A 20,706-nucleotide genomic window follows, 5' to 3' on the forward strand; every position below is an offset into this window, starting at 1 on the left:
TTGACGGATGGTGGAGAGCGCAGGCGGGGGGCCGGGCGACGGCGCCGCTGAGGTGCTCGACCGTCCGCTGCCCGACGGCGTGCGCCGCCGGGTCGTACAGATCGTGTCCGACGGCTTCGGCGGGCTGACCGTCGGCGAACTGCCCGCACAGCTCAGACAGTACGTGAGATTCGCGCCCAACCGGCGGGCCAAGTTCGCCGGCAACGCGATGGCCGCGGCACTGGAGACCGATCCGCTGTTCCGGCAGCGGATCGGGGAGAAGTTCAGAGAGGCCCAGCCGGAGCTCTCCGGCGCCCTCGACTCCGGCACACCGCCCCCGGCCGCGGATCCGCTCGACGTGGCGGCCGCGGCCTATGTTCTGCGCCCCATCGGCTGGGTGAAGCTCGTGACGGCGGCCGGCGAGGAGGCCCAGCGGGCCGACGCCGAGCGCGCCGACGAGGAGAGCCGCGCCGAGCTGGAGCGACTGCGCGAGGAGCTCGCGCACGCGCGCGAGCACACGCGGACCGAGACCGAGCGGCTGCGGGCCGAGCTGGAGTCGGCGAAGAAGGAAGCCGAATCGCTGCACCGGAAGCTGCGCGCCGCCCACAGTGACGTCAAGCGTGGCGAGGCCGCCCTGCGCAAGATCCAGGGCGAGATCGAGACCGTACGCGCCGAGGGGCAGACCCAGGTCTCCGCCGCCGAGGTCGAGGCCCGCCGGCTCAAGGCCCGCCTGAGCGAGGCCGAGGCCGCCCTCGAGGCCACCCGCAGGGCGGCCCGCGAAGGGCGCAGCGTCGAGGACATGCGGGTGCGGCTGCTTCTGGACACCGTGCTCGACGCGGCGCAAGGGCTGCGCCGGGAGCTGGCGTTGCCGCCGCTGTCCGTACGGCCGGCCGAGACCGTCGACGCGGTCGAACCGGGACGAATGACCCCGAAGGACATCGCGGCGCGGGCCCTGTCCGAGAACGACCCCGCGATCCTGGACCAGCTTCTCGCCCTGCCGCAGGCGCACTTGGTGGTCGACGGCTACAACGTGACCAAGACCGGCTATCCCCAGATGCCCCTGGAGAAGCAGCGGCTCAGGCTGCTCGGTCAGCTCTCGCAGCTCGCCGCCCAAACCGGGGCAGAAGTGACGTGTGTCTTCGACGGGGCCGAGCTGGCCGCGCCGGTGCTGCTCGCGCCGCCGCGCGGCGTGCGGGTGCTGTTCTCCAAGCCCGGTGTGACCGCCGACGAGTTGATCCGCCAGCTGGTGCGCGCCGAGCCGCCGGGGCGGCCGGTCATCGTCGCCTCCACCGACCGCGAGGTCGCCGACGGGGTGGCCAAAGCGGGGGCCCGGCCGGTCGCTTCGGCGATGCTTTTGAAGCGGCTGTCCTGATCGTCAACTTCCAGGTTTAATGCCCGAATTAGCGCAATCGTCACGCAACGTAGCGTCAATCCGGCATCACTGCTCGTGAGTTCTGTGTAAAGAATGCAGCCTGTGACGGGTTTTTTCTCGTGAGGATTTGAACTGATCACAAGAAGGTCACTAGGGTCTGGGCTCGAACCTCCGAACGGGTGATCACTCACAAGAAGGAGCTCACCTCCGTGGCGTCCCACCGTCGACCCAAGCAGCCGAGCCGCACGCGCGTGACCGTGCTGACCACAGCTGCTGCCGCTGCAGTCGCTCTGAGCGCCAACGCCGCCAACGCGGCACCGAGCGAGAAGCCCAGCAAGGACGAGGTCAAGTCCAAGGTCGACAAGCTCTACGAGGAGGCCGAGCAGGCCACCGAGAAGTTCAACGGCGCCAAGGAGAAGCAGGAGAAGCTCCAGAAGGAGATCTCCACGATCCAGGACAACGTCGCCCGCGGCCAGGAGGAGCTCAACGACCTCCGGGACTCCATGGGTCTGGCCGCCGCCGCCCAGTACCGTACGGGCAGCATCGACTCCTCCCTCCAGCTCTTCCTGTCGTCCAACCCGGACGACTACCTGGACAAGGCGTCCACCGCCGACCAGCTCAGCGCCCAGCAGGTCGACGCGCTGAAGAAGATCCAGGAGAAGCAGCGCGAGCTCGCGCAGGAGCGCTCCGAGGCCTCCGAGAAGCTCAAGGACCTCTCGAGCACCCGCACCGAGCTGGCCAAGAAGAAGAAGGAAGTCCAGGGCAAGCTCGCCGAGGCGCAGAAGCTGCTCAACAGCCTGACCGCCGCCGAGAAGGCCGCCCTCGCCGCCGAGCAGGACCGCGCCAGCCGCTCCTCCGCCGAGCGGGTGGACCTCGGCAAGTCCACCCCCGCCTCCGGCCGGGCCGCCGCCGCCTTCTCGGCCGCGCAGTCCCAGCTCGGCAAGCCGTACGTCTACGGCGCCACCGGCACCGCCTCCTACGACTGCTCGGGCCTGACCTCCTGGGCCTACGCGCAGGCCGGCGTCGCGATACCGCGCACCTCGGAGGCGCAGGCCAACTACGGCACCCGGATCTCGCAGAGCCAGCTCCAGGTCGGCGACCTCGTCTTCTTCTTCAACGACCTGCACCACGTCGGTCTGTACGCGGGCAACGGGCAGATCATCCACGCGCCGCGCAGCGGCACGGTCGTCCGCTACGAGTCGATGAGCACCATCGGCGGCCCGTTCATGTTCGGCGTCCGCGTCTGACCCCGAGCGGTCCGCGATCAGGACACCGCACCGCCCGAACGGGCGAATCATGACGACATGAACTGACCCCGCGCCCCGCCCATGACCTGCGTCAGAGGCGGGGCGTACCGATGTGCGCCCCCGACGGTCGTTGGTGGGACCCCCTCGACGGGGCTACTGTCTGCCGCGTTTCCCTGTCCGCCAGCGGAAGGAGTGCGGCTTCCCGTGGGGTTCCATCGCCGCCTTGTACCGTCCGGGTTCGACCGGGGCGCGTCCGCCGCGCTCTGTGTCCTGTCAGCCACCGCCGCGGCCCTCGGAGCCGTACCGGCGTCGGCCGTGCCGCACGACGACACCCGTGCCGAGGTGGACCGTCTCTACGAGCAGGCCGAGCAGGCCACCGAGGCCTACAACAAGGCCGACGAACGGGCCGACACCCTCCGCAAGCAGGTCTCCACCGCCCAGGACCGGATCGCCCGGCAGCAGGAGCGCATCAACTCCATGCGGGAGGCGCTCGGTTCGCTGGCCGGCGCCCAGTACCGCGCCGGCGGCCTCGACCCCTCCCTCGCCCTGCTGTTCTCCGACGACCCGGACGACTACCTCGACAAGGCCGCCGCCCTCGACCGGATCAGCGCCCACCAGGCCGGTGAGCTCAAGGACCTCCGGGAGGCGATGCGCGAGCTCACCCAGGAGCGCGTGGAGGCGGCCGGGCAGCTCTCCGAGCTGGAGAAGAGCCGCAAGGCGGTGGCGACCCACAAGCGGACCGTCGAGAAGAAGCTCGCCAAGGCCCGTGAGCTCCTCAACTCCCTGCCGTCCGCGGAGCGCGCCGCCTACGACCGGGCCTCGCGGTCGGGCCGTGCGGGCATGCCCGACCTCGGCGGCGCGGTCCCGCCCAACGCCCGGGCCGGTGCCGCGGTCGCCGCCGCCCGCGGCGCGCTCGGTAAGCCGTACGTCTGGGGTTCCACGGGCCCTTCCGGCTTCGACTGCTCGGGTCTGATGGTGTGGTCGTACCGCCAGGCCGGGGTCTCCCTGCCGCGCACCTCGCAGGCCCAGCGGCACGCCGGCCGCCAGGTCCCGCTCTCCCAGGCCCAGCCCGGTGATCTGGTCACCTACCGGTCGGACGCCAGCCATGTCGGGATGTACGTGGGCAACGGCCAGGTCATCCACGCGCCTTACCCCGGCGCACCCGTGCGCTACGACCCGGTGGGCATGATGCCGGGGGCGACGGTCACCAGGGTCTGACCAACGCCTCGCCGCCGCCGTACGATCGGGAAATGGCTGGTCGAAGGCGGGCGTCGAAACACGGTGTCGTGGCGCTGTGCCTGCTGCTCGTCTCCTTGGTGGGATGCGGCGGCAGACCCGCCTCCGACACGGCCAGGGCCGATGTCCAGCGGCTCCTGGACCGGCGCTCGGCCGCCGTCCTGGACCGGGACCGGGCGGCCTTTCGCAGGACGGGCGACCTGGACTGGTTCGAGAACGCCCGTGGGGTGCCGTTCGCGGCCTGGTCGTACCGTCTGACCGCCCTGCACCGCGACGGGGCCACGGCCACCGCCGAGGCCGAGCTCGACTACCGGATACAGGGCTACGACAACGCACCGGTCAGCGTCGGCCGCACCCTCACGCTGAGCCTGGACGCGAGCGGCCAGTGGTACGTGGACACGGAGAGGCCCGCCGAGAAGTCCGCCGAGCAGCTCTGGGACCAGGGCGAGGTGGCCGTCGTGCGCGGAGAGCACAGCCTCGTCCTGGGCGCCGAGCAGTCGACCGAGGTGCTGCACTCCTACGCCGATCTGGCGGACCACGCCGTTCCGGCCGTCTCGGCGGCCTGGGGCACCGACTGGTCCCGGCATGTCGTCGTCCTCGTTCCGAACTCCCTGGACGGCATGGCGGCGCTGCTCGGCTCGCCCGCCTCCTCGTACCGCGGGATCGCGGCCGTCACCACGGGCGAGACGGGCGCCCCGGCGAGTGCGCCCGCGGACCGGATCATCGTCAACCCCGACGCGTACGGCGTCCTCGGCGATGTCGGCAAGCAGGTCGTGCTCACCCACGAGACCACCCATGTCGCCACCCGCGCCCACACCAGCGCCGCCACGCCCCTGTGGCTGTCGGAGGGGTACGCCGACTTCGTGGGCTACCTCGGCTCCGGCCGCTCGCCCGCGCAGGCCGCCCCCGAACTCTGGCGGGCCGTGACCGACGGGCGGGTGCCGGAGGCGCTGCCCGAGGACGCGGACTTCGGCTTCAGCGGCGACGCGACCGAGCTCGCCCAGGCCTACGAGAGCGGCTGGATGGCGTGCCGGATGGTCGCGGACCAGTGGGGTGAGCCGAAGCTGCGGGAGTTCTACGAGGCCGTGGGCGCCCACAAGGAGCGGGCCGGGGCGGTCGAGGACGCGCTGGAGCGGGTCCTGGACACGGACCTGGACGACTTCACCGCGCGGTGGCGGGACTATCTGCGCGCCCGGCTGGGCTGACCGAGCGTCTCGATCGCCTCCGTCAGCCAGGCGCGCTCCGCCGTCCCGGTGGCTCGCGCGACCCGCAGCATCCCCGCCCGGAACAGGTCGTCCGTCTCCTCCGCGCGGACCGGCTCCCCACCGTCGTAGAAGAAGCTCGTGGGCGCGTTCAGGAAGTCCAGGCGGCGGCGCAGCACCTCGGCCTGTTCGCGGCGGTCCGGCAGGTGCCGCAGGAACGACAGGACCGTGTTGAAGCGGACCTGGTCGGTGATCTCGGCCTGCTTGGGGTGGCGCAGGCGCTCCAGCAGCTCCTCGCGTCCCGCGTCGGTGAGGGAGAGGATGCGGCGCGGCGCCGCGCTCGCGCCCGGCTCCTCGTGCTGGTCGAGCTTGCCGGACTTGATGAGGCGCGTGATCGCCGGGTAGAGGGCGCCGTCGCTGACCGGGCGGACATGGCCGCTGAGCGCCTTGATGCGCTCCTTCAACTCGTAGCCGTGCAGGGGTTCTTCGGCCAGGAAGCCCAGGATCGACAGCTCCAGCACCGTGATTCCTCCTTGCGGGTGTCGTGACGCCATGCTACCTCTTATCGAGCTACCTCGAATCGAGGTAGCTCGATAAGAGGGGTCCCCACGTGAACAGTCACCGCAAGCAGCTCATCGCCCTCGCCCACCCCGTCTACTTCTCACTCCTCGCTCCCGTCGCCGCCGGGATCATCAACACCGTCTGGGTCTCCCGGCTCGGCGGCCCGGCCGTGGCCGCCGTCGCGGTGGCGACCAACACCGAGAACGTGCTGCTCGGCGTCGCCCTGGTCTTCGGCTCCGGTACGACCGTGCTGGTCGCGCACGCCCGCGGCGCGCGGGATCCGGGGGCCGTGCGGGCGGCCGTGCGCGGGGGCTGGGCGGTGTTCTGGCTGATCGCTCCGCTGGTGGCGGCGGGCGGGTTCCTGCTGCGGGAGCCGCTCGCCCGCCTGGTCCTCGGCGGGGGCGCGGCACTGCCCCTGGCGGTCGGGTACTTCGCGGTCTCGATGCCGGGCATCGCCGTGTTCTTCGCCCAGCAGCTGGTCGACGGGATCCTCAAGGGCACGGGGGACACGAGGACCCCGATGCGGCTGGCGCTGCTCGCGAGCGGGCTGATCCTGGTCTGCGACCCGTTCCTCATCCACCTCTACGGCGTCCAGGGGGCCGCCGCCTCGACGGTGCTGTGCCGGGGCGTGGCGCTGGGGGCGGGGCTGGTGGCGCTGCGGCGGAACGCGCTGCTGCGCACCGCCGCCGGGCCCGGGGTGGCCTTCCGGAGGACGCTGCGCACGGGGCTGCCCATGGCCGCCGACTTCACCGTGCGACAGGGCGGGGCGCTGGTGCTGGTCGCGATCGTGGCGCGGCTGGGGGTGACGGCGGTGGCCGGGTACACGATCGCGTACAAGGTCATGTACGTGGCCACCATGGGCTTCTACGCGGTACGCCAGGCCGCCTCCATCCACACCGCGCATGTGGTGGGCGCGGGCCGGGACGAGCGGCGGGCGATCGGGCGGCAGGCCGTGCTGGTGTCAGGAGGGTTCGCGCTGGGGGCCGCCCTGCTGCTGGCCCTGACCGCCCCCTGGATCATGGCCGCCTTCGGCGCCGGACCCGGCGTCGCCCGGGACGGAGTGCTCTTCCTGCGCTGTGTCGGCCCCTATCTGCTGCTGATGGCCTGCTTCATCGCGCTCGGCGGGGTCTTCGAGGGCAGCGGAGGGGCGCCGGTGCTGCTGCGGGTGACGCTGCTCGGCACGGCGGTCCAACTGCCGCTGGCGTACGGGCTGTCGGGGCTGGGGCTGCCCGGGGTGTGCCTGGCGCTCGCGCTGTCCATGGCGTTGCAGTGCGCGGTGGTCGCCCTGCTCGCGGCCCGGCGTCAGGAGGTGCCCGAGGCCTTGGTGGCGCGGGCCTCGGTCTGAGGGGCGTCGATGTCCCGGCCCGGGGCGTGGTGGCGGTCGACGGGCCATCGCGTCCGGGGGATGCGCAGGGTGCGGGAGTCCTGCTCCGAAGCGGTCGGCGTCAGGGGGAGACCGAGGTCTCCTCGGTGGTGAGCGTGGCGTGAGCGGGTAGCGGTGCCTCGGCCTCGGGGGACGCCGTCGAGCGCCACAGCCGCACGGCCGCGAGGACGGCCGCCACGACCAGCAGGCCGTTGCGGAGGAACAGCAGGGTGACGCCGAGGCCGTCGCTGGCGACGACGTTGCCGAAGTAGATGGGGAACTCCAGCACCGTCACGAAGGACGCCACCAGCACGATCAGGGCGGGCACCCCCATCCGGCTCGCCCGGAAGCACAGGCAGACGGCCGCGAGTCCGATCAGCCACACCATGTACTGCGGGCTGATCACCCGGCTGGTCGTGGTGAACATCAGCACCGCCACGAAGGCCGCGTCGGCCGCGGTGTGCGCCTCGAAGCGGGTGGCCGTCAGCCGCCACAGCAGCAGCCAGCCGAAGGCGAGACCGGTCAGGGCGAGGGCGGCCGTGCTGACGACGTTGACCCAGGGGCCGAGGAATTCGACCGAACCGTAGTTGAGCAGCACCTGGCCGTCCCAGCCGTACTGCCGGGCCACATGGAAGACGAGGGAGCCCAGCGACTCCACCTCGGTGCCCCGGTCGGCCTGGAAGGTCAGGAAGGCGAAGGCGCCGGGCATGGCGACCGAGAACAGGGCCGCCAGGCCGGCCGCGGTGACCGCCGTCGCCATCCAGGTGCGCCGCCTGCGGACCGCGACCAGCAGCAATGCCGGCCACACCTTGAGCATCGCCCCGAAGCCCACGAGAACGCCCATCACGCGGGGGTGCCGGGCGCCCGCGAGCAGCGCGGCCACCGCGACGGCGGTGACCATCACGTCGTAGCGGGCGTAGACGGTCGGCCCGAGCAGCGGCACGCCCACCACCCACACCCAGACACCGCGCAGCGAGCGACCGGGGCGCAGGCCCGCGTACAGGAGCAGGGAGAAGGCGACCAGGTCGGCGAGGAAGGCGAGGACGAAGAACGCCGTCGCGTACGGGAGGAAGGGCAGCAGCCCGGGGGAGAGGATCGCGAGCGCGGCGGCCGGCGGGTACTGCCAGGTGACGTCGTCCAGCGGGAACGTTCCGGTGCGCAGGACGTCGTACCAGCCCTGGTAGATCACGGAGACGTCGCTGGTGACGTCCGGGCCGGGGAAGACGAACACCTTGAGCACGAACAGGAGCAGCAGCAGCCGCGTCAGCCCCCAGGTCACCAGCAGTCCGGCCGGAGACCGCCTCGCACCCGCAATGTCCACCGGAGCCCCTGTTCGCCCGTCGCCGTTCCTGAGATTGCCACTCTTGAGATGGCCATGATGTCCCGTCCACCTGTGTGCTTGCCATAAACGCGGCCGTGCCGAGCCGTGGGCGGGCCGTGGACCGGGGCGGGCAGGTGCTTTGGATAGGGTCGGCGGCGATGCACAAGACCCTGATCGTGACGAACGACTTCCCGCCCAGGCCGGGCGGTATCCAGGCGTTCCTGCACAACATGGCGCTGCGGCTGGACCCGGAACGGCTCGTCGTCTACGCGTCCACCTGGAAGCGCGGCCGCGAGAGCGCCGAGGCTACGGCCGCCTTCGACGCCGAGCAGCCCTTCACCGTCGTACGCGACCGTACGACGATGCTCCTGCCGACGCCCGCGGCCACGCGTACGGCCGTCGGTCTGCTGCGGGAGCACGGCTGTACGTCGGTGTGGTTCGGGGCGGCCGCGCCGCTCGGGCTGATGGCGCCCGCGCTCCGCAGGGCCGGGGCCGAGCGGCTGGTGGCCACGACCCACGGGCACGAGGCGGGGTGGGCCCAGCTGCCCGCCGCGCGGCAGCTGCTGCGCCGGATCGGGGAGGGCACGGACACGATCACCTACCTCGGCGAGTACACGCGGTCGCGGATCGCCGGGGCGCTGACGCCCGCGGCGGCCTCGCGGATGGTGCAGCTGCCGCCGGGGGTGGACGAGAAGACCTTCCATCCGGGATCGGGGGGCGACGCGGTGCGGGCCCGGCTCGGGCTGACCGACCGGCCGGTGGTGGTGTGTGTCTCGCGGCTCGTGCCGCGCAAGGGACAGGACACGCTGATCCTGGCGATGCCGCGGATCCTCGCCGCCGAGCCGGACGCGGTGCTGCTGATCGTCGGCGGGGGGCCGTACGAGAAGGAGCTGCGCAGACTCGCCGTGGAGACCCGGGTCGCCGACTCCGTCCGCTTTACCGGTGCGGTGCCCTGGTCCGAGCTGCCCGCGCACTTCGGCGCCGGGGACGTCTTCGCCATGCCCTGCCGGACCCGTCGGGGCGGCCTCGACGTCGAGGGGCTCGGGATCGTGTACCTGGAGGCGTCGGCGACGGGGCTGCCGGTGGTGGCGGGGGACTCGGGCGGTGCCCCGGACGCCGTACTGGACGGTGAGACCGGGTGGGTGGTGCGCGGCGGTTCGGTGGAGGAGGCGGCCGAGCGCATCGCCGTACTCCTCGGGGACGCGGAACTGCGGAGCCGGATGGGGGCGCGGGGGCGGGAGTGGGTCGAGGAGAAGTGGCGCTGGGATCTGTTGGCGGAAAAGTTGAAGGCGTTGCTATAGCCGGAAGCGGATAATCCGCCGATGCTGCGCGCATGACAGCAAAACTGATGCAGCGTCAGCTGACGAGACGTCACATACTGGGCATGGCCGCCCTCCAGACGGCCGCCGCCGCAGGTCTCACCCGCATCGGTCTCCAGTCGGCACAGGCCGTAGAACCGGCCGCCGTCGACAACGCCCCCGCCATCGTGGTCGGTTCGGGCTACGGCGCCGCCGTGGCCGCCCTCCGCCTCGGTCAGGCGGGCATCCGTACGATCATGATCGAGATGGGCCGGCTCTGGAACACCCCCGGCTCCGACGGCAAGGTCTTCTGCTCCACCGCCAACCCGGACCAGCGCTCCATGTGGTTCCGCACCCGCACCGAGGCGCCGCTGGCCACCTTCCTGTGGCTGGACGTCGTCAACAAGGACATCAGCCTGTACCCGGGCGTCCTGGACCGGGTGCGCTTCGCCAACATGTCCGTGTTCGTGGGACGAGGTGTCGGCGGCGGCTCCCTGGTGAACGGCTGCATGGCGGTGACCCCGCTGAAGTCGTACTTCGCCGAGCAGTTCCCCACCGTCGACGCCGACGAGATGTACGGCACCTACTTCCCGCGCGCCAACTCCATGCTCGGCGTCAACACCGTCGACCCCTCGTGGTTCGAGTCGACGGAGTGGTACCGGTTCTCGCGCATCTCCCGCAAGCACGCCCAGAACACCGGCCTGAAGACCACCTTCGTGCCCAGCACCTACGACTTCGCCTACATGCAGAAGGAGGCCGCCGGCACGGCGACCAGGTCGGCTCTCGCGCAGGAGGTCATCTACGGCAACAACCACGGCAAGAAGAGCCTCGACAAGACGTATCTCGCCGCCGCGCTCGGCACCGGCAACGTCACCATCAACACGATGGAACGGGTCAGGGCCGTCAGCCGGGCGAGCGACGGGAGATACGTACTGACCGCCGACCGCATCAACGACGCCGGCACGGTCGTCGAGACCAAGCAGTACAGCTGCACGTACCTCTTCCTCGGCGGCGGCAGCCTCGGCACCACCGAACTCCTCGTCCGGGCCCGGGACACGGGCACCCTGCCCGCCCTGGACGCCAGCGTCGGCGCCGGCTGGGGACCCAACGGCAACACCATGCTCGGCCGGGCCAACCACCTGTGGGACACCGTCGGGGCGAACCAGTCGACCATGCCGGTCATGGGCATCGACGACTGGGCGAACACCGCCAACCCCGTCTTCGCGGAGATCGCTCCTTTACCCACGGGACTGGAGCACTGGGTCAGCCTCTATCTGGCGATCACCAAGAACCCGCAGCGCGCGACGTTCACGTACAACAGCGCCACGGGCGGCGTGAACCTCGGCTGGACCGCCGCGCAGAGCGCCGTGTCCTCGGCCATGGCCAAGAAGCTCTTCGACCGGATCAACTCGGCGAACACCACGATCTACCGGACCGACCTGTTCGGCTCGGCCAACCGGACCTTCGCCGACGACTTCACCTACCACCCGCTGGGCGGCTGCGTGCTGGGCAGGGCGACCGACAACTACGGGAGGGTGAAGGGGTATTCGAAGCTGTACGTCACCGACGGCTCGCTCGTGCCCGGATCGATCGGGGTGAACCCGTTCGTGACGATCACGGCGCTCGCCGAACGGACGATGGCGCGGGTCCTCGTGGAGGACACCGCGCCATGACGCTCTTTCAGAGGGCCTGCTACTTCTGGTAGATCGCCTCGACCTCGTCCGCGTAATCCTTCGCCACCACGTTGCGCTTGAGCTTCAGGGACGGCGTCAGGTGGCCCGAGTCCTCCGTGAACTGGGAGGAGAGAATGCGGAACTTCCGCACCGATTCCGCCTTCGACACCGCGGCGTTGCCGTCGTCGATCGCGGCCTGGATCGCCGCGTTCAGATCCGGGTCGTCGACCAGCGACGCCGCGGTGACACCCGCCGGCTTGCCGTGCTCGGCCGCCCAGCGGCCCAGGAACTCCTCGTCGATGGTGATCAGCGCGCCCACGAACGGCCGCCCGTCGCCCACCACCATGCACTCCGCGACCAGCGCGTGCGCACGGATGCGGTCCTCGATCACGGCCGGCGCGACGTTCTTGCCGCCCGCGGTGACGATGATCTCCTTCTTGCGGCCGGTGATCCGGAGGTAGCCGTCCTCGTCGAGGGTGCCGATGTCACCGGTGTGGAACCAGCCGTCGGCCAGCGCCTCCTCGGTCGCGCCCGGGTTGTTCCAGTAGCCCGTGAACAGGTGCTCGCCGTGCAGCAGGACCTCGCCGTCGTCGGCGATCCGGATCACCGAGCCGGGCAGCGGCTGGCCGACCGTGCCGATCTTCTGGCGGTCCCAGGGGTTGAAGGCGGTGGCCGCGCAGGACTCGGTCAGGCCGTAGCCCTCCAGGACCGTGAAGCCGATGCCGCGGAAGAAGTGACCGAGGCGCTCACCGAGCGGGGCACCGCCGGAGATGGCGAACTCGCCCTTGCCTCCCAGGACCGCGCGCAGCTTGCTGTAGACCAGCTTGTCGAAGGTCTTGTGCTTGATCTTCAGACCCAGCGACGGGCCCGAGGGGGCGTCCAGCGCCTTGCTGTACGCGATCGCGGTGTCCGCGGCCTTGTCGAAGATCTTGCCCTTGCCGTCCGCCTGCGCCTTGGCACGGGCCGAGTTGTAGACCTTCTCGAAGACGCGCGGGACACCGAGGATCAGGGTCGGCCGGAAGGAGGCCAGCTCGTTGGTGAGGTCCTTGATGTCCGGGACGGTCCCCAGCTTGATCGGCGCCATCATCGGGGCGATCTGCACGAGTCGGCCGAAGACGTGCGCGAGCGGCAGGAAGAGCAGGACGGAGCACTCGCCGGTGCGGAAGAGCGGGCGCAGGCGCTCCACGATGTTCCCGCACTCCGCGAAGAAGCTGCGGTGGGTCAGCACACAGCCCTTGGGGCGGCCGGTGGTGCCGGACGTGTAGACGATGGTCGCCGGGTCGTCGGCCTTGGCGAGCGAGCTGCGCTCCTCGACGGCGGCGTCGCTGACGTCCTTGCCGAGCCGGCCCAGCTCCTCCACGCCCCCGGCCTCGATCTGCCAGACGTGCTTGAGGGCGGGCAGTCCGTCGCGCACCGACTCGACGGCGGCCACGTGAGTGTCCAGCTCGACGACGACGGCGGTGGCGCCCGAGTCGGAGAGGATCCACTGGACCTGCTCCGCCGAGCTGGTCTCGTACACCGGCACGGTGATCGCGCCCGCGCACCAGATCGCGAAGTCGAGCAGCGTCCACTCGTAGCGGGTGCGCGACATCAGGCCGACCCGGTCGCCGGGCTGGACACCGGAGGCGATGAGCCCCTTGGCGGCGGCGTGGACCTCGGCCAGGAAGGTCGTGGCGGTCACGTCCTGCCAGACACCGCCCACCTTGCGGGCGATCACGGCGACGTCGGGATGCTGCGCGGCGTTTCTACGGACGATGTCCGTGAGGTTGCCGTCCGCAGGGACCTCGTACAAAGCCGGAAGGCTGAACTCGCGCAAGACTGCTGCTCCTCATAGGGCGCCGGCGCCACGACGTTGTGCGATGCGACGGTGCGGTCCAAGGCTCGGGCAGGTGCTCGGGATCTTCGGTGGTTGCGCCACTTGTTGAAATCCTGAGCACGACTGGACTGCCCGGACGTTACCCGCCGGTATGGCGTCTCCGACAGGGGGGTCCGGCGAGATGTTCGCTGCGTCACACAGATTGGTGCTTCTTTTCGCGCACAGTAGTCCACCCATTTGATGACTAGCCAGTAACCGCAGGCGCCATCGCCACTGTTCACGTATGCCACACACGCCTACCCTTGATCGTCATGGCACCCACACCGGCCGGTAACCGGAGGACACGCGTACATGTGGTCAGCGACGTACACGGCAACGCCCGTGACCTGGCCAGAGCCGGCGAGGGCGCGGACGCCCTGATCTGTCTGGGTGACCTGGTCCTCTTCCTCGACTACGCCGACCACTCGCGCGGCATCTTCCCCGACCTGTTCGGAGCGGAGAACGCCGACCGCATCGTGGAACTGCGCACCGCCCGCCGCTTCGAGGAGGCCCGCGAGTTCGGCGCCCGGCTGTGGGCCGGCATCGGCACCGACCGGGCAACCGCGATCGAGCAAGCGGTACGCAAGCAGTACGCCGAGATGTTCGCGGCCTTCCCGACACCGACGTACGCCACCTACGGCAATGTCGACATGCCACCCCTGTGGGCCGAGTACGCCGGACCGGGCACCACCGTGCTGGACGGCGAGCGGGTGGAGATCGGGGGACGGGTGTTCGGATTCGTGGGCGGCGGGCTCAGGACTCCGATGCGCACGCCGTACGAGATCAGCGACGAGGAGTACGCGGCGAAGATCGAGGCGGTCGGCGAGGTCGACGTGCTGTGCACGCACATCCCGCCCGAGGTGCCGGAGCTGGTCTACGACACCGTCGCGCGCCGCTTCGAGCGGGGCAGCCGGGCGCTGCTGGACGCGATCCGGCGCACCCGGCCCCGGTACGCCCTGTTCGGGCACGTCCATCAGCCACTGGCGCGACGGATGCGGATCGGGGCGACCGAGTGCGTCAACGTGGGGCACTTCGCGGGGAGTGGCAGGCCCTGGGCCCTGGAATGGTGAGTGGGCGGTGAAGTCGGGCGCTCACGTGCGCGGTAGCCTTCACGCTGCACACACGGGCGCAGCACGACCTGCCCTACCGGCCCGCATCTGGAGGAGCCACACCGATGGCGGAACACACCAGCTCGAGCATCACGATCGAGGCGGCACCGGCCGATGTCATGGGGGTGATCGCCGACTTCGCCCGCTACCCGGACTGGACCGGCGAGGTGAAGGAGGCGGAGGTCCTCGCGACCGACGCCCAGGGGCGTGCCGAACAGGTGCGGCTCGTCATGGACGCGGGGGCGATCAAGGACGACCAGGTCCTGGGATACACGTGGACCGGTGAGAACGAGGTCTCCTGGACACTGGTGAAGTCCCAGATGCTGCGGTCGCTGGACGGGTCGTACATCCTGAAGCCGGTGGCTAGCGGGTCGACCGAGGTCACCTATCTGCTGACGGTCGACGTCAAGATCCCGATGCTGGGGATGATCAAGCGCAAGGCCGAGAAGGTCATCATCGACCGGGCGCTGGCCGGGTTGAAGAAGCGCGTGGAGTCGGGGGCGAAGTAGGGGGACTACCGTTCAGTCCCATGCGCACCCTCCTGATCACCGGGCCTGGCGGTAGCGGTCGTACGACCGTCGCGGCCGCCACCGCTCTCGCCGCCGCCCTGTCCGGCGTTCGCACGCTCGTGCTGAGCGCCGATCGCACCGACAGCCTCGGCGCGGTGCTCGGAACGGCGACCGGGGCGACGCCCGTGCAGGTCCGAGAGGGGCTCACCGCGTGGCGGCCCGACGCCACCGCCGGGTTCCGGGACGACCTCGCCGCCTTCCAGGAGCGTGCCGCCAACGTCCTCGATCTCCTCGGTGCTTCCCGGCTGGACGCCGAGGAGGTCACCCCCCTCCCCGGCGCCGAGGAACTGACCCTGCTGCGCGCCCTGCGCGACGCGGCCCTCTCCGAGCGGCACGAACTGCTCGTCGTGGACCTTCCGCCCACACCGCAGGCGCTCGCGCTGCTCGCCCTCCCCGAGGAACTCCGCCGCTATCTGCGCCGTCTCCTGCCGCCCGAGCGACAGGCGGCCCGTGCGCTGCGGCCCATGCTCGGACGGCTGGCCGGGGTGCCGATGCCCTCGGAGTGGCTGTACGAGACCGCCGCGCGGTGGGACACGGAGCTGGCCGCGGTCGAGGCGGTCGTCACGGACCGGAACACCGTCCTACGACTGGTCACCGAGCCCGGCCCGGCCGGCGCCGACGCCGTGCGCTCCGCCGGCCTCGCCCTCGCCCTGCGCGGTCTGCGCCCCGACGTTCTGGTGGCCAACCGGGTCCTGCCCGAGCAGGCGCACGACACCTGGCTCGCCGGTCTCGCCGCCCAGCAGCGCAAAGCGCTGGAGGAGTGGCAGGAGACGCACGACGTACGACCGGTCCGCCACCTCGGTCACGACCCGCGCGGCACCGACGACCTCGCCGCCCTCACCGTCCCCGGTGTCGACGACGACGCCACCTCCGCCGTCGAGTGGTCCATCGCCGACCGCCTCGCCGACGACGGTGTCAGCCGGGTCTTCGTCTGGCACATCCCGCTCCCCGGCGCGATACGCGACGAGCTCGACCTCATCCGGCGTGGCGACGAACTCGTGGTCACCGCCGGGCAGTTCCGCCGTATCGTGCCCCTTCCCTCCGCACTGCGGCGCTGCACCGTCGCCGGCGCCGCCCTGCGCGAGGGGGAACTGTGCATCCGGTTCGCGCCGGATCCCGACCTCTGGCCGGAGACACGGTGAACGTGGTACGCCCATTCGGGTAACGTCGTAGGGACGAACCGCAGTCAGGAGTCCGTCATGAGCGAAGAGCTCCCCCCGTCAGACGCCGCCGGTCGTGAGGCTGTCGACGAGGTGCGGGCCACCGACGCCGACGCCTGGGCGACGGCGTGTGCCGAGGATCTCGCGGCGGAGAAGGCCCGCCGTCGCGCCGAGTACGGCCAGCCCGCGGGCTCGGCCGCCGAGGAGCTGCGCAAGCTCGTCGACGCCGTCACCGACAAGCTGTCCTCGATCCAGTCGCCCCTTTTCGGAGCGGTCGCGGGACCTGCCGCCCAGCAGGTGGTGCACCAGGTCGTCCAGCAGGCCAAGGCCGCCGTCGAGCCCGTCATCGAGCGCAACCCGGACGTCTTCGACCACCTGGCCGCGGCGGGCACCGAACTGCTCGCCGCCTACCGCTCCGCCGTCCAGGCCCAGGAGCAGCGCTGGACCCAGCGGACCACCGATCAGAAGGACCCGGAAAAGCCCCGCCAGGACCGGGGCGACGACTCCGGCCCGGGCGAGCGCATCGACCTGGACTAGAGCGCCCTCGGGTACGGTGGGCCGTAGCGGGGCTCGACCGAAACTGAGGGATTCATGGGACTCACCATCGGCGTCGATATCGGCGGCACGAAGATCGCGGCCGGCGTGGTCGATGAGGAAGGCAACATCCTCTCGACCCACAAGGTGCCGACCCCGGGCACGCCCGAGGGCATCGTGGACGCCATCGCCTCCGCGGTGGACGGCGCGCGTGCCGGGCACGAGATCGTCGGCGTGGGTATCGGTGCGGCCGGTTACGTCAACCGGCAGCGCTCGGAGGTCTACTTCGCACCCAACATCGACTGGCGCAACGAGCCGTTGAAGGACAAGGTCGAGGCCCGCGTGGGCCTCCCCGTCGTCGTCGAGAACGACGCCAACGCGGCCGCGTGGGGCGAGTACAGGTTCGGCGCCGGCAAGGGCCACCGCAACGTCATCTGCATCACGCTCGGCACCGGCCTCGGCGGCGGCATCATCATCGGCAACAAGCTGCGCCGCGGCCACTTCGGTGTCGCCGCCGAGTTCGGCCACATCCGGATGGTCCCGGACGGCCTGATGTGCGGCTGCGGCTCGCAGGGCTGCTGGGAGCAGTACGCGTCGGGGCGGGCGCTGGTGAGGTACGCCAAGCAGCGCGCCAACGCCACCCCGGAGAACGCCGAGCTCCTCCTCGGCCTCGGCGACGGCAGCCCCGACGGCATCGAGGGCAAGCACATCTCCATGGCCGCCCGCCAGGGCGACCCGGTCGCCGTGGACTCCTACCGTGAGCTCGCCCGCTGGGCCGGCGCCGGCCTCGCCGACCTCGCCTCCCTCTTCGACCCGTCCGCCTTCATCGTCGGCGGCGGCCTCTCGGACGAGGGCGAACTGGTCCTCGACCCGATCCGCAAGTCCTACAAGCGCTGGCTGGTCGGCGGCAACTGGCGCCCGGTGGCAGATGTGATCGCGGCCCAACTGGGCAACAAGGCCGGACTGGTGGGCGCGGCAGACCTGGCAAGGGAACCCGACCCGATCATGTGATGCCGGGCAGGTGGACATGCCTAGGGGCGCGGGGAACTGCGCGACAAGCCACGACGATCCGGCAGTCGCACATCTCCCTCGCGCCCCTCGTCATCAGGCGTAAATTGCTCATCATGGCGCCCGACGATTCCACCCTCGTCCGAGTCCTGAGCTACAACATCCGCTCCATGCGGGACGACACCGACGCGTTGGCCAGAGTCATCCGCGCCTGCGCCCCGGACCTCGTACTGGTCCAAGAAGCCCCCCGCTTCTTCCGCTGGCGCAAGAAACTCGCCCGCCTGGCCCGCGCCGCGGACCTCGTCACCCTCACCGGCGGCGCCACAGCCGCAGGACCGGCGATCCTGTGCAACCTCCGCACCACGGTCGAGCGCACGGAAGACGTCCTTCTCCCGCTCACGCCAGGACAGCACCGACGCGGTTTCGCCACCGCGGTCGTCTGGATCGGCGGCGCCCGCCTCGGCGTCCTCAGCTGCCATCTCTCCCTGCGGAAGGACGAGCGCTACGAGCAGGGCGGCATGCTCCTGGACCGCCTGGCCGCACTGGGCGTGGAGCACGCGATCGCGGGCGGCGACCTCAACGAGCGCCCCGGCGGCCGCACGTTCACCCGTCTCTCCGACACCCTCCAGGACGGCTGGGTCACGGCCCCCGACGGCGCCGAGCACACCTGGACCCGCACCGAACCCCACCAGCGCATCGACGCGATCTTCGCGACGAAGGGCATCGAGGTGCTCGGCTGCGGCGTACCGCTCGAACTCCCCGGCGTCACCGGGACAGACTTGAGGGCGGCCACGGACCATCTTCCGGTCCTGGCCACCCTCAGAGTTCCGGCGGGCTGAGCCTCAGACGACCGCTCCGCGCCCCGGGTCGTCGTCCTCGTCCTCATCCGTCCGCATCCGCATCACCAGCGTCGCGAACCCGCCCAGGAAACCGCCGATGCCGATGGTGGCGAGCCACCAGGTCATGTCCCAGCTGAGCAGTATCGCCAGCAGGAGCAGCAGAGGGCCGCCCAGGACTGCCAGCCACGCGAACTTCGCGGTGGTGTCCGCGGCCGGCAGCGGCGGCGGCTCCGGCGGGACGAAGTGGCCCTCGTCGTCCTCGTCGAAGTCCTCCTCCACCGGCTCGGGAGCCGTGTAGTCACGCGGGCCGACACCGGGAGCGAAGGCGACGGAGCTGCCCAGCGGCTTGGCCGAGGCGGGCTTCTCCGGCTTCTCGTCCTCCTTCGGCTCCTCCGAGTTGGTCTCCGGCTCCAGCAGCGCCAGGTCCTCCACCGACTTGAACGGCTTGGCGCCCGGCGGATCCTTCGGCTCCTCGCCGTACCCGGCGACGATCGCCGCCCAGGCGGCCGCCTCGTCGAAGGGCACGCCCTGCTCGTCCGGCTCGCGGTCCTCGCGGTCGGAGTCGTGCTCAGCCACGTGCGGCCGTCCCTTCCTTGCCGATACCGGTTGCGAGCCGGCCGATGAACGCGAAGCTCTCCTCGAAGATCCGCTCCGCGTCATGGTCCAACGTCGCCACGTGGTAACTCTGTTCCAGCACGATCTCCGATACGTCCGTCGACGACACCCGGCTCAGCACGCGCGCGGAATCGGCCGCCGGCACCACGTGGTCCTCGGCGCTGCGCAGGACCAGCAGCGGCTGGGTGACCTGCGCAAGCTCACCGTCGACCAGGCGGAAGAACTGCCGCAGGGAGTGCGCGGAGTGCAGCGGCACCCGGGTGTACCCCAGCTCGTGGGCGCCCTCCTTGGCGATGTCGTCGGCGATCCCCGGCGTCGTCCGCAGCAGATGGCGCACCACCGGAAGGGCGTAGGGCGCGAGGCCGTGCATACGGTTCGCCGGGTTGACGACCACCACTCCGCGCACCGCGTCGCCGTGCTTGGCGGCCAGCCGCAGGGCGAGGGCGCCGCCCATGGACAGACCCGCCACGAACACCTGGGCACAGCGCTCGCGCAGGGCCCGCAGCTCGCGGTCCACCTCGGCGTACCAGTCCTGCCAGCCGGTGAGTGCCATGTCCTCCCAGCGGGTGCCGTGCCCCGGAAGGAGAGGCAGCGACACGGTGAGACCGCGCTCGGCGAGGTACTCCGCCCAGGGGCGCAGCGACTGCGGGGAACCGGTGAAGCCGTGACAGAGGAGGACGCCTGTCTCCCCGCCCTCGTGGCGGAACGGCTCGGCTCCAGCAAGGACCGGCACCTTCGGTCTCCTGTTCATGAGAAGGATGTGAACGAGTCCAGGTGAGGTTCACCGTACGCGACCGCACTGACACCGACCAGGGTCGTCGGGCCCTTTGCCAGCGCTCCGGGTTAAGGTCTCACCGACAGACACAGGAGGCACGGGGTTGTTGTACGGAACCATGAAGGTCGCCATCGGCGGGCCGCTGAAGGTCGCCTTCAGGCCCTGGGTGGAAGGCCTCGAGAACATCCCTGACGCGGGCCCCGCGATCCTGGCGAGCAACCACCTGTCCTTCTCGGACTCCTTCTTCCTGCCCGCGGTCCTGGACCGCAAGGTCACCTTCATCGCCAAGGCGGAGTACTTCACCACGCCAGGGCTGAAGGGCCGGCTCACGGCCGCGTTCTTCAAGGGCGCCGGGCAGCTCCCCGTGGACCGCTCCGGTGCGCGCGGCGCGGGCGAGGCGGCGGTCAAGGCCGGCATCGAGGTGCTGGAGCGCGGTGAGCTGTTCGGGATCTACCCGGAGGGCACGCGCTCGCCCGACGGCCGCCTCTACCGGGGCAAGCCGGGCGGCCTCGCGCGCGTGGCGCTCGCCACCGGCGCGCCCGTCATCCCGGTCGCCATGATCGACACCGAGAAGATCCAGCCGCCCGGGCAGGTGATGCCCAAGCTGATGCGGCCGGGCATCCGCATCGGCCGGCCCCTGGACTTCACCCGGTACCAGGGCATGGAGCACGACCGTTTCGTGCTGCGCGCGGTGACCGACGAGGTCATGTACGAAATCATGAAGCTCTCCGGCCAGGAGTACGTCGACATGTACGCGACCGCCGCCAAGCGGCAGATCGCGGACGCGGCCAAGGCCGAGAAGGAAGCGGAGAAGGCGGCGAAGGCCGCACTCGCGAAGGCTGAGAAGGAACGCTCCGAGTCCTAGCGGGACTTCGGGGCCGGGGGTGGGGAGTGAGCCGGAGGGCGCGCCGAGATCGGGACCGCGAGCGCGCGGAGGCCCGAAGGGCTGAGCACGGTCGCGGTCCCGGCCTCGGCTGAAGCGCCCGGAGG

19 protein-coding genes are annotated in these 20,706 nt (G+C 70.9%); 14 read left to right on the top strand and 5 right to left on the bottom strand.

The features are described from left to right. The first annotated feature begins 7 nt into the window (after nt 1-7). The 4 genes from QF037_RS34035 (at nt 8) to QF037_RS34050 (ending at nt 5,039) form a co-directional block, all read left to right on the top strand. Nucleotides 8-1,351, top strand: coding sequence for an NYN domain-containing protein (locus QF037_RS34035; RefSeq protein WP_307031945.1), 1,344 nt, complete (start codon nt 8-10; stop codon nt 1,349-1,351). Nucleotides 1,352-1,560: 209 nt separating this feature from the next. Then, on the top strand, nt 1,561-2,598 hold the full coding sequence (locus QF037_RS34040; protein ID WP_307031947.1) for a C40 family peptidase: 1,038 nt from the start codon (nt 1,561-1,563) through the stop codon (nt 2,596-2,598). Nucleotides 2,599-2,802: 204 nt separating this feature from the next. After that, the gene (locus QF037_RS34045) at nt 2,803-3,816 is read left to right on the top strand and encodes a C40 family peptidase (protein WP_307031949.1); all 1,014 of its coding nucleotides are present in this window, start codon (nt 2,803-2,805) and stop codon (nt 3,814-3,816) included. A 32-nt stretch (nt 3,817-3,848) separates the two neighbouring features. Beyond that, the gene (locus QF037_RS34050; protein ID WP_307031951.1) at nt 3,849-5,039 is read left to right on the top strand and encodes a hypothetical protein; all 1,191 of its coding nucleotides are present in this window, start codon (nt 3,849-3,851) and stop codon (nt 5,037-5,039) included. Here QF037_RS34050 and QF037_RS34055 read toward each other — a convergent pair. Beyond that, on the bottom strand, nt 5,015-5,557 hold the full coding sequence (locus tag QF037_RS34055; RefSeq protein WP_307031953.1) for a PadR family transcriptional regulator: 543 nt from the start codon (nt 5,555-5,557) through the stop codon (nt 5,015-5,017). The genes QF037_RS34050 and QF037_RS34055 overlap by 25 nt on opposite strands. A gap of 89 nt (nt 5,558-5,646) precedes the next feature. Between QF037_RS34055 and QF037_RS34060 the strand changes: the two genes are divergently transcribed. Further along, nucleotides 5,647-6,942, top strand: a complete 1,296-nt coding sequence (locus QF037_RS34060; protein ID WP_307031955.1) for an MATE family efflux transporter — start codon at nt 5,647-5,649, stop codon at nt 6,940-6,942. Between the two features lie 100 nt (nt 6,943-7,042). Here QF037_RS34060 and QF037_RS34065 read toward each other — a convergent pair whose 3' ends face one another. Then, on the bottom strand, nt 7,043-8,281 hold the full coding sequence (locus QF037_RS34065; RefSeq protein WP_307031958.1) for a glycosyltransferase family 87 protein: 1,239 nt from the start codon (nt 8,279-8,281) through the stop codon (nt 7,043-7,045). 158 nt (nt 8,282-8,439) lie between these two features. Here QF037_RS34065 and QF037_RS34070 point away from each other — a divergent pair, with 158 nt between their 5' ends. Beyond that, nucleotides 8,440-9,582 (top strand): glycosyltransferase family 4 protein, encoded by a 1,143-nt coding sequence (locus tag QF037_RS34070; RefSeq protein WP_307031959.1) that lies wholly within the window; start codon nt 8,440-8,442, stop codon nt 9,580-9,582. 83 nt (nt 9,583-9,665) lie between these two features. Next, nucleotides 9,666-11,252, top strand: a complete 1,587-nt coding sequence (locus QF037_RS34075) for a GMC oxidoreductase (protein WP_307037507.1) — start codon at nt 9,666-9,668, stop codon at nt 11,250-11,252. 19 nt (nt 11,253-11,271) lie between these two features. Here QF037_RS34075 and QF037_RS34080 read toward each other — a convergent pair whose 3' ends face one another. Beyond that, complete coding sequence (locus tag QF037_RS34080; RefSeq protein WP_307031960.1) at nt 11,272-13,068, bottom strand: AMP-dependent synthetase/ligase; 1,797 nt, start codon at nt 13,066-13,068, stop codon at nt 11,272-11,274. 353 nt (nt 13,069-13,421) lie between these two features. On the opposite strand from QF037_RS34080, the gene QF037_RS34085 reads away from it, so the two are divergent. From QF037_RS34085 to QF037_RS34110, 6 genes are all read left to right on the top strand, one after another. Beyond that, on the top strand, nt 13,422-14,177 hold the full coding sequence (locus tag QF037_RS34085; RefSeq protein WP_307031962.1) for a metallophosphoesterase family protein: 756 nt from the start codon (nt 13,422-13,424) through the stop codon (nt 14,175-14,177). 104 nt (nt 14,178-14,281) lie between these two features. After that, the gene (locus QF037_RS34090; RefSeq protein ID WP_307031965.1) at nt 14,282-14,725 is read left to right on the top strand and encodes an SRPBCC family protein; all 444 of its coding nucleotides are present in this window, start codon (nt 14,282-14,284) and stop codon (nt 14,723-14,725) included. Between the two features lie 20 nt (nt 14,726-14,745). Further along, entirely contained in the window at nt 14,746-15,927 is a 1,182-nt protein-coding gene (locus QF037_RS34095) for an ArsA family ATPase (RefSeq protein WP_307031967.1), read from the top strand. A 57-nt stretch (nt 15,928-15,984) separates the two neighbouring features. Next, nucleotides 15,985-16,482 (top strand): DUF5304 domain-containing protein, encoded by a 498-nt coding sequence (locus tag QF037_RS34100; protein ID WP_307031969.1) that lies wholly within the window; start codon nt 15,985-15,987, stop codon nt 16,480-16,482. A 54-nt stretch (nt 16,483-16,536) separates the two neighbouring features. Then, nucleotides 16,537-17,490, top strand: coding sequence for an ROK family glucokinase (locus QF037_RS34105; RefSeq protein WP_307031971.1), 954 nt, complete (start codon nt 16,537-16,539; stop codon nt 17,488-17,490). A gap of 113 nt (nt 17,491-17,603) precedes the next feature. Further along, entirely contained in the window at nt 17,604-18,326 is a 723-nt protein-coding gene (locus QF037_RS34110) for an endonuclease/exonuclease/phosphatase family protein (protein WP_307031973.1), read from the top strand. Nucleotides 18,327-18,329: 3 nt separating this feature from the next. Here the strand turns inward: QF037_RS34110 and QF037_RS34115 are convergent, their stop codons facing one another. Next, the gene (locus QF037_RS34115; protein ID WP_307031975.1) at nt 18,330-18,902 is read right to left on the bottom strand and encodes a hypothetical protein; all 573 of its coding nucleotides are present in this window, start codon (nt 18,900-18,902) and stop codon (nt 18,330-18,332) included. Next, a complete protein-coding gene (locus QF037_RS34120) occupies nt 18,895-19,674 on the bottom strand; it encodes an alpha/beta hydrolase (protein ID WP_307037509.1) in 780 nt (259 codons plus the stop codon). Before QF037_RS34120 ends, QF037_RS34115 begins: the two co-directional genes overlap by 8 nt. A gap of 160 nt (nt 19,675-19,834) precedes the next feature. Between QF037_RS34120 and QF037_RS34125 the strand changes: the two genes are divergently transcribed. After that, nucleotides 19,835-20,581, top strand: a complete 747-nt coding sequence (locus QF037_RS34125) for a lysophospholipid acyltransferase family protein (RefSeq protein ID WP_307037512.1) — start codon at nt 19,835-19,837, stop codon at nt 20,579-20,581. Nucleotides 20,582-20,706 lie beyond the last annotated feature (125 nt).

Origin of the sequence: Streptomyces canus (assembly GCF_030815415.1) — a bacterium.
GTDB classification, from domain to species: domain Bacteria; phylum Actinomycetota; class Actinomycetes; order Streptomycetales; family Streptomycetaceae; genus Streptomyces; species Streptomyces canus_F.